Origin of the sequence: Pseudomonas sp. NFPP24 (assembly GCF_900112095.1) — a bacterium.
Taxonomy (GTDB): domain Bacteria; phylum Pseudomonadota; class Gammaproteobacteria; order Pseudomonadales; family Pseudomonadaceae; genus Aquipseudomonas; species Aquipseudomonas extremorientalis.
In genome coordinates this window covers 179,167-192,910 of sequence record NZ_FOKD01000013.1, presented here as the reverse complement: position 1 = coordinate 192,910, position 13,744 = coordinate 179,167, and the positions used below count along the sequence as shown (strand labels likewise).

Genomic DNA, 13,744 nt, shown 5'->3' with positions numbered 1-13,744 from the left:
CTACTTGCTGTCGAGGAAGCCCAGCAGGGCTGCGTTGAACAACGCCGGGTCTTGCAGGAACGCAAAGTGGCTGGTGTTCGGCAGGATCAGCAGGCCGGCGCCGGGGATGGTTGCGGCCATGTACTCGGTGTGTTCGCGCTTGATCGCTTCGTCATGGTCGCCGTCGGCAATCAGGATCGGCGTCTTGATGCTTTGCAATTGTGCGTCAGTCCAGTTCGGCTGGCTGGCCCACATATGGCTGATCTGCTCGACAAACGCGTCGTACTCTTTCGGCGTCGGCGACAGCTTGGCGTACTCCTTGCCGGCGCGCTCGATGAAGGCGGCGAAGGTCGGGTTCTTCTCGACGCCTTCCTTCACCCCGGCGGTCTGGGTGTTGGCGGCGAAGGCGAAGACTTTGCCGAGGCGGTCCGGGTGACGCAGGGCCAGGTCGATGCCGATGATGGCGCCGTCGCTCCAGCCGACGATGTCGGCGCGGGGGATTTTCAGGTGGTCGAGCACGGCCACCACGTCATCGGCCATCAAGTCATAACCATAGGGTTTTTCATCCCGCGAACTGCGCCCGTGGCCGCGGCTGTCGATACTGATCACCGTGTGCCTGGCTGCCAGGGCCTTGACCTGATTACCCCAGTAATCGGAGTTGGACAGGCCACCATGCAGCAGCACCACCGGCGAGCCATGGCCGGTACGGGTGTAGTAGACCTTGATGCCGTTGACGGCGGCATAGCCGGTCTTGGCACCGGCCACGGGGGCGGGTGTTGGCGGCAGCGTTTCCCAGCGCTCAGCGGCTTGGGCGGCGGAAAAACACAACATCAGGCAGGCGGCTGCCAGCAGGCGACGTGACATGGCGGTTCCTTTTTTTGATCAGTAGGAATTGAACTCTAGCATCGGCCCCCGCACGGCAAATACGCATTTTTGCCTATCAAAATCGCCAGTGCGAAAGAAAAAAATACAGTTATATCAATGGAATAAAAGCATCTAAGTGAGCGAGGGGCATTTTCTTCAATACCTCGACCGAGCGGCCCCTTTACCGTGGTCCCATCGTCACTCGCTCGAATAAAAAGGAACTGCAATGAGTCTGATCATTTCCATGGCTGCCTTCGCACTCGCCACGTCTATCACCCCCGGCCCGGTGAATGTGGTTGCACTGAGTACGGGGGCGCGTTTCGGTTTTGTCGCCAGCCAGAAACATGTCCTGGGGGCCGCCGTGGGCTTCACCTTGCTGTTGGTGTTGATTGGCCTGGGGTTGCATGAGGTGCTGATACGTTGGCCGATACTGACCCAGTTGATCCAGTGGGGCGGGGTAGCTTTTCTGCTGTACATGGCCTGGAAGCTGGCGGTGGACGATGGTCGGTTGGACGCCGATGGCAGTGCCACGGCGCCGTCGATGCTGTACGGCGCGATCATGCAGTGGCTCAACCCCAAGGCCTGGCTGGCGTGTGTGGCCGGGATGGGGTTGTTCGTCGCTGATGGCGATGCACGGCAGGTGTGGTTGTTTGCCGGACTCTACCTGGTGATCTGCTATCTGTCGGTGGCGTGCTGGGCCTATGCCGGCACGTTTCTGCGGCGCTACCTGGGCAACCCCCAGGGCGTGCGCGTATTCAACCGTTCAATGGCCGCGTTGCTGGTGGCCAGTGTGGGTTATTTGCTGATGGCTTGAGCACGTCGCGGTATTGCCCTGGCGTTGCGGCGAAATGCTGTTTGAACGCGCGCTGGAAATGCGCCTGGTCGGCAAACCCCGCCGCCAGCGCCACGTCGGCGATGGGCGCGCCCTGACGCAATCGGGCGCGAGCGAACTGGATGCGCTGGTTGACCAGGAAGGCATGGGGTGTCAGCCCGTAATATTGCTTGAAGGCGCGGATCAGGTAAGACGGCGACAGTTCGGCCGCCAGGCAGATGTCTTCCAGCTTCACCCCTTCGGTGCAGTGCGTGCGGATGTACTCGGCGGCCCGCTCCAGCTTGTGGTTGACCTCGCGCAGCGGGGTGCCGGCTGGGTTGAGGCGCTGTTGTACGTCGCTGAAGTAACTCACCAGCGCGTCCTGTTTCTGCAAGTGCTCGGCCTGTTCATCGACCAGGATGCGGTACAACTCCAGCAAGCCACGGTACAGCACGGCGTCCTGGGTATGGGGCGTATTGAACGGTCGGTAACCCTGGTCGGTGCTGAAGCCCAACTGATGCTGCAACTCCGTCAGCCAGGGCGTGTCGATGTACAGCATCTGGTAGGACCACGGTTCATTGTCGATGGGGTTGCAGGCGTGCACATCGCCCGGATTCATCAACACCACCGTGCCGGCGCTGATCTGGAATGTCTCGCTGCCATAGTGGTAATAGCTGCGCCCGGTGGTGATCGCACCGATGGAAAAATGCTCGTGGGCATGCCGGCTGTAGGTGACCTTGCGCCCATCGGCGATGGTCCGCGCCTCGATAAAGGCCAGCGCGGGGTCACGCCAGAAATACGGAGCAGTGGCAGCAGTCATGGGCGGGCGCTTCCTCGCAGCAGTTCAACGGGCAGGCGAGCAGCGTCAGCTAAAACTCGCCATTGTTCAAGCCCTGACGTACCGGCGGTGCACAGCGGCGCAGGTAGTCGGCCCATGGATCGTAACCGGCCACGGCCTCAGCCAGGGTGACCGGTTGCCGGGCCTTTTCCCGCAGGGCCTCGCCGTCATGCAGCATATGCCGCTCGACGATGACACTCATCAAGGCGCGGCTGCGTGGTGAGTCGAAGGTGCGTGGCACCCTGCGTCCGAAGAGGTCCGGGGCGGGGATTTCGGCGGGTGCGAAGTTGTCGAGCTGATGGATGACCAGGTCTGTCGCCGCCGCGGTCAGCGCCACCTCGGCAGGTCGGGTGCCTTGCGCGTAGGCCGGCCAGTCGAAACGCATCCAGGCACCGCTGGCGCCGTCCTTGGCCGCCTGCATGACCCGCTTGTAGTCAAGGTCTGGACGTGGACGAACCAACAGGTGCCGGGGAAAAACTTCATAGAACTTTCTGTCGCTGTAATGCGAGACATACATCAGTACACCGAACCGGCCGACTTCGCCGTGCCTCTGGGTGAGACCGAAAAAAAGCACCAGGCCGTATTCCAGGGCTTCACGACTGGGCAGGGTCAGGTGCGACAAGCCGTAACGGAGCGCGGTCCCGTAGGCTTCTTTCAACTGCCCGAGCTTGCGATCAAAGGTGTCGAAAAAAAGCCGATTGATCGGAGTGAGCAAGTGGAATTGCCGAGCCAATTCCCGATATTTGACCCCAGCGTTTGCCGAGTGCCAGCGTTTCGAGGTGACATCCAGGGCACCGGCACTGTGCAGGTCGACGAACGAGTACAGAGGGCCCGTATACACGCCCTCGAAGCGGCCGTCTTCGGAAAACGGCGAATGCTCCGGCAGCCACATCAGCACTGGCTCTTCAAGCAAGGTGTTGTCGGCATACACTCGGCGCAGATCGTCCAGCGCGGTCTGGCGCAAGGTCACCACAGGCTGTGCAAACGTCTCGACGGCGTCGGCCAGGCTGGCACGCTGTCGATTGAGGCCTTCCAGTGCCGTATTGATCGCCAGCACATCGTAACGCGGTCGAGGGTCCAGCATGCCGTTGACCACGGCCCATTCCAGCACCGGCGGCGTTGCTTCGCTGCTTTCGAGGAAGCGCTTCCAGCTGCCGTGTGGCGCCAGCCCGGCCAGGAACATGATCTGGTTGTAAGTCAATTGACGGGAAGACCCCGGCATGACCTTTTCCATGTACATGACGTATTGATGATACAGCACCCAGGTCTGGGCGCTCAGGCAAGGCGTGGCGTCGGGTATGTCGCGTACGAGCAAATGTGGACCCTTTTCGCTCAGCAACAGGTGCGCGGCCAGTGCTGCGGTAGCTGGGTGGAGCCCGGCCAGGCTGCTGTCGATGCACTGGCGTATGAACGGCACGTGCTCACCCCAGAAGTAATCGTCGTGCCAGTCGACCAGATTGATCCGGTTCGGGTACGCATCGGGCTCGGGGTCCAGGCTCAGGATCAGTGCTGCCAGTATCAGTGCACTGCGGCTGCCACTTTCCGTGCGCTCGCCGGCGTGGCCGCCATGCCAGTGCAGGGCGTTCGACAAAGCGTCTGCCAGTTGCTGGGCCAAGGGTGTTGCGAGCAGGCGGACCATGAGGAAATCCGCTTCCGCCCGCACATCGGCTATCGACTTGCCGGCGACGATGGGCTGGCCGAGGTACTCGAACAGCGGCACGTCCTGGTCGGCCGTGAAGCGCTCGATGATGCGCATGATTTGCGTGCGATCGAGCACCGACAGTTTCCAGGCTGAGGGTTGTGAACCAGACAGCGGCTTGAGCGCTCGCCAGTAGTGGCCCTGACGCGTCGGCAGGGGTTGGCTGACGGTCAGTTGCTGCAACGTCAGGCGTGCCTCGTGCAGTGTGTGGGGGCGTACAAGGTGGTAGAGGTTCAGTGCCTGGCTGAGCGTCACCTTGAAATGACTGCGCAAGTACCCGCCTGTCTTGGCCGCTACCAGCTTCAGGCGCGACACCAGAGGGGCAAGTTCAACATTGCTCATCACTGGGTCGGTCAGGGTTTTCCAGGTGCCGTCCAGGCCATTGGCGCCAACGCTACCCTCGGCAGTGAGCAATACGTGGCTGGCAGGGTCGACGCGTTCCCGGGTGCGGATGGCCAGGAAGTCAGGGTGGTCGGTCAGCACGTGGATCTGGGCGTAGGCTTTTTTAACGGTTGCCTGGAGTGTGTCCGGGTCAACGCTGGCGCCTACCTCAAACCGATCGGCATCATTCAGGTTCCCGCCAGCGATCACCGTCGACAAGGCGTTGCGCAGTACGTGGCGATCATTGAGCAGACCGATGTACTGCCGATAGCGGTACAGTTCGCCGAACGACCGGGCGCTGTTCAATATCACCGGCACCGCAGGCGCCGGCCAGTCGCGCAGGCGCTGGCTCAGGAGGCTGACCTCCGTCCTGCTCAGCGGGCGCTCGATGGCATACGCCTGCAAAGCCCCGACCATACTGATGCGCTGGTCGGTATAGACATGGCTGCCCAGTTGTTCGCCGAGTGTGGCCAACCGGTTCCAACGCTCATCGGGTGCCTTTGGCACCAAGGTGTTTATTTCGCGCCCGCTGTCCGGGTTCAGCACACACAACACTTGCCGCTGGTAATCGAAGTAAGCGGGCGCTGGCGCGTCGTCCGTGCTGCCCAGGTCGTTGCTATTGATGATTGCCTGCAACAGGCCCGCCGCCTCCTTGAGGTTTCTGGACAACCGCGAATCGGATGTCAGATACAGCACAGTGCGGTAGATATCCAACGCGTCAAAGCTGTTCTCGTCCTTGACCAACCGTTGCAGGGCCTCTGCCAGCTGTCGATAGTCGAGCATCTGCTGGCTCGACTCGGCGTAGCTCATCGACTTGCTGCGCCCGTTATCGTCAAAGCCGGGAAAACCCTTCAAGGCGTCGAGCTCTTCGACAATGGTCTGCGCCTGCAGGCGGTTGGCAGGCATCGGCAAACCATGGAACGCCAGCGTCAGGTTCAAGGGAAAGGTGCGCGCACCGGCGGGAGGCACAGGTGCGATATACGGCATGCCCAGTTCGGTCGGGTCCAGGAGTTGGCTGATGTAGATGATCGGGTTGGCCAATGTCCACCAGGCGGACGTGTCGGCCAGGGTGTAGACCCTGGGCTGCCCGTGAGCCGTCACGCTCAGCCGGCTGTTGTGCACGCGTAGCGTGGCCAGATCAAACCCCTCGGCGTTGGCCCAGTCAATGAAGTCTTTCTGATTGATGGCCTTGCAAAAGGCTTCGCACCATTGGCCCAACTGAGAATGCGCGACCATTGTCACGGGATGCGTGGGAGGCGGTAATGATTGGTTCGAAGCGATGGCCAGCAGGCGGCTCAAGTGGCCGATCAGGGTCGTGTCGCCTTCGCTGCGCAGGGATTGGCGTTCGTTCAGGTAGGCGATAGAAGGGCTGAGACTGAGTGGCAGCGGCGTGTCGCCGGGGAGGCTGTCCCAGGTCAGGGCAAGGGCGTGAATGTCATCCATGAGGTCGGTTCCGGCTGATGAAACCCCGGATCATCCGCCACGAGGAGGGGGCCTCTGTAGCAGGTGTTTCCTGCAAGGCCGTGGCTTGCGTCAGCCACGGCGGCAAGGTTAAGGCCTGCGGGGGGGCAAGCCTCCTTTCAGACTTTTTTCAAAGTTGTGTCAGGCGGGAACCAGGAAAGCGGCTTCCAGCAACTGGCGGGTATAGGCATGCTGCGGATCCGCAAAGATCGCCTGCGCATCCCCTTGCTCCACCACCTGCCCATGCTTGACCACCATCAATTGGTGACTCAGCGCCTTCACCACCGCCAAGTCATGGCTGATGAACAGGTAGGTCAGGTTGTACTTGGCCTGCAGGCTGCGCAGCAGTTCCACCACCTGGCGTTGCACCGTGCGGTCGAGGGCCGAGGTGGGCTCGTCGAGCAGGATCAGACGTGGCTTGAGCACCAGCGCGCGGGCGATGGCAATGCGTTGGCGCTGCCCACCGGAGAACTCGTGAGGGTAGCGATGCCGGGATTCCGGGTCCAGGCCCACTTCCTTGAGCGCCGCGATAATCGCCGCTTCCTGTTCGGCCGGCGTGCCCATCTTGTGGATGCGCAAGCCTTCGCCGACGATCTCGCTGACGCACATGCGCGGGCTCAGGCTGCCGAACGGGTCCTGGAACACCACCTGCATTTCCCGGCGCAACGGGCGTACCTGTTGTTGGCTGAGCTTGTCCAGTTGCTGGCCTTCGAAACGAATACCGCCCTTGCTGGCGATCAACCGCAGGATCGCCAGGCCCAGGGTGGACTTGCCCGAGCCGCTTTCACCGACGATGCCCAGGGTCTGCCCCTGGGGCAGGCTGAAGTTGATACCGTCCACCGCCTTGACGTAGTCAACGGTGTTGCGCAAAAAGCCCTTCTTGATCGGGAACCACACTTTCAGGTCATCGACCTCCAACAACGGTGGGCCAACATCGTTGGTCGCCGGGCCGCCGCTGGGTTCTGCCGCCAACAACTCCTGGGTGTACGGGTGCCGGGGTGACTGGAACAGCGTCTCGCACTCCGCCTGCTCGACGATGCAACCCTTTTGCATCACGCACACGCGGTGGGCAATCCGGCGCACCAGGTTGAGGTCATGGCTGATCAGCAACAGCGCCATGCCCAGGCGCGCCTGCAGTTCCTTGAGCAATTCCAGGATCTTCAATTGCACCGTCACGTCGAGTGCGGTGGTCGGCTCATCGGCGATCAGCAATTCGGGCTCATTGGCCAGGGCCATGGCGATCATCACCCGCTGGCGCTGACCACCGGACAGTTCATGGGGCAGGGCCTTGAGGCGCTTGTGCGGCTCAGGAATACCCACCAGCTCCAGCAGCTCCAGGGTGCGCTGGGTGGCGACCTTGCCTTGCAACCCTTTGTGCAGGCCCAGCACTTCGTTGATCTGCTTCTCTATGGGGTGCAACGGGTTCAAGGAGGTCATCGGCTCCTGGAAGATCATCGCAATGCGGTTACCGCGAATGTGGCGGATGGTTTTTTCCTTGAGGGTCAGCAGGTCCTGGCCGGCATACTCGATGGTGCCGGAGGGATGGCGCGCCAGCGGGTAGGGCAGCAGGCGCAGGATCGAGTGGGCGGTTACCGATTTGCCCGAGCCGCTTTCACCCACCAGTGCGATGGTTTCACCGCGCTTGATATCGAAGCTGACATGGTTCACCACGCGGTGGTGGTGTTCGCCCGTGACGAACTCGACGCAGAGGTCGCGGACTTCGATCAGATTGTCCTGATTCATCTCATTTCCTCGGGTCGAAGGCATCGCGAGCGGACTCGCCGATAAACACCAGCAAACTCAACATGATCGCCAGCACGGCAAAGGCACTCATGCCCAGCCACGGCGCTTGCAGGTTGGATTTGCCCTGGGCCACCAGTTCACCCAGCGACGGCGAACCGGCGGGCAAACCGAAGCCGAGGAAGTCCAGAGCGGTAAGCGTACCGATGGCGCCGGTGAGAATGAACGGCATGAAGGTCATGGTCGACACCATCGCGTTGGGCAAGATATGGCGGAACATGATCGCGCCGTTCTGCATGCCCAGCGCCCGCGCCGCCCGCACATATTCCAGGTTACGCCCACGCAGGAACTCGGCGCGCACCACGTCCACCAGGCTCATCCACGAGAACAGCAGCATGATCCCCAGCAGCCACCAGAAGTTGGGCTGCACGAAACTGGCGAGGATGATCAGCAGGTACAGCACCGGTAACCCGGACCAGATCTCCAGGAAACGCTGCCCGGCCAGGTCGACCCAGCCGCCATAGAAGCCCTGCAGGGCCCCGGCGATCACGCCGATGATCGAGCTGAGCACGGTGAGGGTCAGGGCAAACAGCACCGACACGCGGAAGCCGTAGATGACCCGCGCCAGCACGTCGCGGCCCTGGTCATCGGTGCCCAGCAGGTTGACGCTGGAAGGCGGCGCGGGGGCCGGCACCTTGAGGTCGTAGTTGATGCTCTGGTAGCTGAACGGGATCAGCGCCCACAACGTCCAGGCGTCCTTGGCCTTGAGCAGTTCCTGGATGTACGGGCTCTTGTAGTTGGCCTCCAGAGGGAATTCGCCGCCGAATGTGGTCTCCGGGTAGCGCTTGAGCGCCGGGAAGTACCAGCCGCCGTCGTAGTGCACGGCCAGGGGTTTGTCGTTGGCGATCAGCTCGGCGCCCAGGCTCAGCACGAACAGGATCAGGAACAGCCACAGCGACCACCAGCCACGCTTGTTGGCCTTGAACCGTTCGAACCGGCGGCGATTGAGGGGGGACAGGTTCATCTCAATGCTCCCGGCTGGCAAAGTCGATCCGCGGATCGACCAGGGTGTAGGTAAGGTCGCCGATCAGCTTCACGATCAACCCCAGCAGGGTGAAGATGAACAGCGTGCCGAACACCACCGGGTAGTCGCGGTTGATCGCCGCTTCAAAGCTCATCAGGCCCAGGCCGTCGAGGGAGAAGATCACTTCCACCAGCAATGAGCCGGTGAAGAAGATCCCGATGAAGGCCGAGGGGAAACCGGCGATCACCAGCAGCATCGCGTTGCGGAACACGTGGCCGTAGAGCACGCGGTGGTTGGTCAGGCCCTTGGCTTTGGCGGTGATCACATACTGCTTGTTGATCTCGTCAAGGAAGCTGTTCTTGGTCAGCAGGGTCATGGTGGCGAAGTTGCCGATCACCAGGGCCGTGATGGGCAGCGCGAGGTGCCAGAAGTAATCGAGGATCTTGCCGCCCCAGCTCAGTTCATCGAAGTTGTTGGAGGTGAGCCCGCGCAGGGGGAACCAGTCCAGGTAACTGCCGCCGGCAAACACCACGATCAGCAGGATCGCAAACAGGAAGGCCGGGATCGCGTAGCCGACGATGATCGCCGAGCTGGTCCACACGTCGAAATGGCTGCCGTGCCGCGTGGCCTTGGCGATCCCCAGGGGGATCGACACCAGGTACATGATCAGCGTGCTCCATAACCCGAGGGAAATGGACACCGGCATCTTTTCCTTGATCAGGTCGATGACCTTGGCGTCGCGGAAGAAGCTGTCGCCAAAATCCAGCTGGGCGTAGTTCTTTACCATGATCCACAGACGTTCCGGCGCCGACTTGTCGAAGCCGTACATTTTCTCGATTTCCTTGATCAGCGCCGGGTCCAGGCCCTGGGCGCCGCGGTAGCTGCTGGAGCCGGCCACCGATACCTCGGCGCCGCCGCCGGCAATGCGGCTGGTGGCGCCTTCAAAGCCTTCGAGCTTGGCGATCATCTGCTCCACCGGGCCACCGGGGGCGGCCTGGATGATGACGAAGTTGATCAGCAGGATCCCGAACAGCGTCGGGATAATCAGCAACAGGCGGCGAAAGATATAGGCCAGCATTTAATCGCCTCCGCTCGCCGGATCGGCGCTCGTGTTGGTGTCCGGGATGACGGCCGGTTTGACGTCGGGCTTGGCCCACCAGGTGGCCGTGCCGACGTCGTAGCGCGGTGGGACTTTCGGGTGGCCCAGGTGATCCCAGTACGCCACGCGGAAAGTCTTGATGTGCCAGTTGGGGATCACGTAGTAGCCAAATTGCAACACGCGGTCCAGGGCCTTGGCATGGGCCACCAGGCTTTTGCGTGAATCGGCGTCGATCAACTCTTCCACCAACTGGTCGATGGCCGGGTCCTTGAGACCCATGTAGTTGCGGCTGCCGGGTTTGTCGGCGCTGGACGATTTCCAGAACTCGCGCTGTTCGTTGCCCGGTGAAGTGGACTGCGGGAAGCTGCCCACCAGCATGTCGAAGTCCCGCGAGCGGATACGGTTGATGAACTGCGACACGTCGACCCGGCGGATCACCAGGTCGATGCCCAGGTCGGCCAGGTTGCGCTTGAACGGCAGCAGGATGCGTTCGAATTCGGTCTGGGCCAGCAGGAATTCGATGGTTACCGGTTTGCCAGTGGTGTCGACCATCTTGTCATCGACGATGCGCCAGCCGGCTTCCTGCAGCAGTTGGTAGGCCTCGCGTTGCTGGGCGCGGATCATGCCGCTGCCGTCGGTCCTGGAGGGTTCGAAGGCCTGGGTGAAGACTTCGGGCGGGATCTTGTCGCGCAGGGGCTCGAGAATCGCCAGTTCATCCGGGCCGGGCAGGCCGGTGGCGGCCATTTCCGAGTTTTCGAAGTAACTGCGCGTACGGGTATAGGCGCCGTTGAACAGCTGCTTGTTGCTCCACTCGAAGTCCAGCAACAGGCTGATGGCCTTGCGCACGCGCACATCCTGGAACATCGGCTTGCGCATGTTGAACACAAACCCCTGCATCCCGGTGGGGTTACCGTTGGGGATTTCTTCCTTGATCAGCCGGCCCTGGGCAACAGCGGGGATGTTGTAGGCGTTGGCCCAGTTCTTCGCGCTGAATTCCAGCCAGTAGTCGAACTGCCCGGCCTTCAAGGCTTCCAGGGACACGGTGCTGTCGCGGTAGTAGTCGGTGATGCGGTTGTCGAAATTGTAGAAACCCTTGGTGATCGGCAGGTCCTTGGCCCAGTAATCCTTGACCCGCTCGTAGCGGATCATTCGTCCGGCCTTGACCTCGGCGACCTTGTACGGCCCGCTGCCCAGCGGTATTTCCAGATTGCCCCTGGCGAAGTCGCGGGTGGCCCACCAATGCTTGGGCAATACCGGCAGTTGTCCGAGGATCAGCGGCAATTCGCGGTTGTTGGTGCGCTTGAACTTGAACAGAACCTTGAGCGGGTCTTCGGCGATGACTTCGTCGACGTCGGCGTAATAAGTGCGGTAGATCGGTGAACCTTCCTTGATCAGTTCCTGGAAGGTAAATACCACGTCCTCGGCGCGGATCGGGTGGCCATCATGGAAGCGTGCTTCCGGGCGCAGGTAGAAGCGCACCCAGCTGTTGTCCGGGGCTTTTTCGATCTTGCCGGCCACCAGGCCGTATTCGGTGATGGGCTCGTCCAGGCTTTGCATGGCCAGGGTGTCGTAGATCAGGCCCAGATTGTCGGCCGGTACACCTTTGCTGATATAGGGGTTGAGGCTGTCGAAGCCGCCCATGGCCGACTCGCGGAACGTGCCACCCTTGGGCGCGTCCGGGTTGACGTAGTCGAAGTGCTTGAAGTCGGCGGGGTATTTCGGCGGTTCGTTGTACAGCGTCAACGCATGTTGCGGGGCGGCCTGGGCCGCAGTGCACAGCAGCAGGCTGCCGAGCAGGGCAGTACGCAAAGATATCATTGGGCTTTCTCCGAAGCTTTCAGCCACCACGCGCTCAGGCCCAGGCTGTAGGGCGGCGTGGTGACAAAGGCGAACCGGTTGCGGTACGCCAGGCGATGATAGTTGAGGTACCAGTTGGGAATACTGTAGTGCTGCCACAGCAGCACCCGGTCGAGGGCACGGCCGGCGGCCAGTTGCTCTTCGCGGGTCTTGGCGGCCAGCAGTTGTTCCAGCAGGTGATCGACAATCGGATTGTTGATGCCTGCGTAGTTCTTGCTGCCCTTGATCGCGGCCTGGCTGGAGTGGAAGTACTGCCACTGCTCAAGGCCCGGACTCAAGGTCTGGTTGAGGGTGATCAGGATCATGTCGAAGTCGAATTGGTCCAGGCGCTGCTTGTACTGGGCACGGTCGACGGTACGCAGGCGCGCGTCGACGCCGATGCTGATCAGGTTCTCGACATAGGGCTGCAGGATGCGCTCCAGGTTCGGGTTGACCAGCAGGATCTCGAAACGCAGCGGCTGGCCATCCTTGTTGACCAGGCGCTGCCCGGACAGCTTCCAGCCAGCCTCGCCGAGCAGGGCCAGCGCGCGGCGCATGGTCTCGCGAGGGATGCCGCGCCCGTCGGTCTGGGGCAGGCTGAAGGCTTGCGTGAACAGGTTGGCCGGCAACTGCTCGCGGTAGGGCGAGAGCATCAGCCATTCACGGCCGGTGGGTACGCCGGTGGCGGCGAATTCGCTGTTGGGGTAGTAGCTCAAGGTGCGCTTGTACGCGCTGCTGAACAGGGTGCGGTTGGTCCACTCGAAGTCGAACATCAGCCCCAGGGCTTCGCGCACCTTGGTTTGGCTGAATGTGGGCCGCCGCGTGTTCATGAACAGACCCTGGCTCTGTGTCGGGATTTGGTGGGCGATCTGCGCCTTGATCACGTCACCCCGGTTCACCGCCGGGAAGTTGTAGCCATTGGCCCAGTTCTTGGCCTGGTGCTCGATATAGATATCGAATTCACCGGCCTTGAAGGCTTCGAAGGCCACATCGCTGTCGCGGTAAAACTCCACCTCGACCTTGTCATAGTTATAGAAGCCCTGGTTGACCGGCAGGTCCTTGCCCCAGTAGTCCTTGACCCGTTCGAACACCAGTTGCCGTCCGGGCGTGACCTTGCTGATGCGGTAGGGACCGCTGCCCAGGGGTGGTTCGAAGGTGGTGGCCTTGAAGTCGCGGTTTTTCCAGTAGTGCTGGGGCAATACCGGCAACTCGCCCAGGCGCAGGATCAGCAAGGGGTTGCCGGCACGCTTGAACACAAAGCGGATGCGGTGGCGGTTGAGGATATCCACCCGCGCCACTTCCTGCAGGTTGGTGCGGTATTGCGGGTGCCCTTCGGTCAGCAAGGTGCGATAGGAAAACGCCACGTCATACGCCGTGATCGGCTTGCCATCGTGAAAGCGCGCTTCGGGACGCAGGTTGAACACCACCCAACTGCGGTCCTCGCTGTACTCCACCGATTGGGCGATCAGCCCATAGCTGGAGGTGGGTTCATCGCCGGAGGGCGCATACAGGCCGGTGCCGACCATCAAGGGCTCATTCAGCTCATTGACGCCATATTGCAGGAAGTTCGGCGTGGAAACCGGGCTGGAGCCCTTGAAGGTATAGGGGTTGAGGGTGTCGAAAGTGCCAAAGGCCATGACCCGCAATGTCCCGCCTTTCGGCGCTGCAGGGTTTACCCAATCGAAGTGGGTGAATTTGGCCGGGTACTTGAGGCTGCCGAACTGCGCATAACCGTGGCTCTCGGTAATCGTCGCGTTCGCTGCAAAGCTCAAGGCCAGACTTATTAGTAGAAGGAGGGGACGCTTCAAGTCAGAGATCCGATCCAGGCGGCTTGGGCTTTATGATCGGTACAGTAACAGCTTGTTCCGGTTGGAAAAAGGCCGTTGGATTGACGCAGAAACAATGTGGGAGGGGGCTTGCCCCCGATAGCAACACACCAGCCAACAGATTCATTGGCTGGCCTACCGCTATCGGGGGCAAGCCCCCTCCCACATGGGGTCCCCATTGTTCCA

The 13,744-nt window shown here is 61.6% G+C and carries 9 protein-coding genes; 1 reads left to right on the top strand and 8 read right to left on the bottom strand.

Going from position 1 to position 13,744, the window contains the following annotated elements; genetic code table 11:
- Positions 1-843, bottom strand: a complete 843-nt coding sequence (locus BM026_RS24645; RefSeq protein ID WP_092248840.1) for an alpha/beta fold hydrolase — start codon at positions 841-843, stop codon at positions 1-3.
- A 226-nt stretch (positions 844-1,069) separates the two neighbouring features.
- Here BM026_RS24645 and BM026_RS24640 point away from each other — a divergent pair, with 226 nt between their 5' ends.
- A complete protein-coding gene (locus BM026_RS24640) occupies positions 1,070-1,657 on the top strand; it encodes a LysE family translocator (protein WP_092248843.1) in 588 nt (195 codons plus the stop codon).
- On the opposite strand, the gene BM026_RS24635 is transcribed toward BM026_RS24640, so the two are convergent.
- The 7 genes from BM026_RS24635 to BM026_RS24605 all read right to left on the bottom strand — a co-directional run bounded on the left by BM026_RS24635 (position 1,599) and on the right by BM026_RS24605 (position 13,540).
- Positions 1,599-2,474: an AraC family transcriptional regulator gene (locus BM026_RS24635; protein ID WP_071490691.1), complete on the bottom strand. Its 876-nt coding sequence runs from the start codon at positions 2,472-2,474 to the stop codon at positions 1,599-1,601. The genes BM026_RS24640 and BM026_RS24635 overlap by 59 nt on opposite strands.
- Before the next feature lie 49 nt (positions 2,475-2,523).
- Positions 2,524-6,015: a hypothetical protein gene (locus tag BM026_RS24630; RefSeq protein ID WP_093530427.1), complete on the bottom strand. Its 3,492-nt coding sequence runs from the start codon at positions 6,013-6,015 to the stop codon at positions 2,524-2,526.
- 159 nt (positions 6,016-6,174) lie between these two features.
- A complete protein-coding gene (locus tag BM026_RS24625; RefSeq protein ID WP_093127439.1) occupies positions 6,175-7,776 on the bottom strand; it encodes an ABC transporter ATP-binding protein in 1,602 nt (533 codons plus the stop codon).
- Between the two features lies 1 nt (position 7,777).
- The gene (locus BM026_RS24620; RefSeq protein ID WP_093530425.1) at positions 7,778-8,797 is read right to left on the bottom strand and encodes an ABC transporter permease; all 1,020 of its coding nucleotides are present in this window, start codon (positions 8,795-8,797) and stop codon (positions 7,778-7,780) included.
- Position 8,798: 1 nt separating this feature from the next.
- Positions 8,799-9,875, bottom strand: coding sequence for a microcin C ABC transporter permease YejB (locus BM026_RS24615; RefSeq protein WP_025857226.1), 1,077 nt, complete (start codon positions 9,873-9,875; stop codon positions 8,799-8,801).
- Positions 9,876-11,714: an extracellular solute-binding protein gene (locus tag BM026_RS24610; RefSeq protein WP_092248855.1), complete on the bottom strand. Its 1,839-nt coding sequence runs from the start codon at positions 11,712-11,714 to the stop codon at positions 9,876-9,878.
- Entirely contained in the window at positions 11,711-13,540 is a 1,830-nt protein-coding gene (locus tag BM026_RS24605) for an extracellular solute-binding protein (protein ID WP_093514533.1), read from the bottom strand. Before BM026_RS24605 ends, BM026_RS24610 begins: the two co-directional genes overlap by 4 nt.
- Positions 13,541-13,744: the final 204 nt, after the last annotated feature.

Excerpts from the sequence above, each read along its gene's own strand:
- BM026_RS24645 (WP_092248840.1), bottom strand. The coding sequence starts at position 843 with ATGTCACGTCGCCTGCTGGCAGCCGCCTGCCTGATGTTGTGTTTTTCC.
- BM026_RS24640 (WP_092248843.1), top strand. The coding sequence starts at position 1,070 with ATGAGTCTGATCATTTCCATGGCTGCCTTCGCACTCGCCACGTCTATC.
- BM026_RS24635 (WP_071490691.1), bottom strand. The coding sequence starts at position 2,474 with ATGACTGCTGCCACTGCTCCGTATTTCTGGCGTGACCCCGCGCTGGCC.
- BM026_RS24630 (WP_093530427.1), bottom strand. The coding sequence starts at position 6,015 with ATGGATGACATTCACGCCCTTGCCCTGACCTGGGACAGCCTCCCCGGC.
- BM026_RS24625 (WP_093127439.1), bottom strand. The coding sequence starts at position 7,776 with ATGAATCAGGACAATCTGATCGAAGTCCGCGACCTCTGCGTCGAGTTC.
- BM026_RS24620 (WP_093530425.1), bottom strand. The coding sequence starts at position 8,797 with ATGAACCTGTCCCCCCTCAATCGCCGCCGGTTCGAACGGTTCAAGGCC.
- BM026_RS24615 (WP_025857226.1), bottom strand. The coding sequence starts at position 9,875 with ATGCTGGCCTATATCTTTCGCCGCCTGTTGCTGATTATCCCGACGCTG.
- BM026_RS24610 (WP_092248855.1), bottom strand. The coding sequence starts at position 11,714 with ATGATATCTTTGCGTACTGCCCTGCTCGGCAGCCTGCTGCTGTGCACT.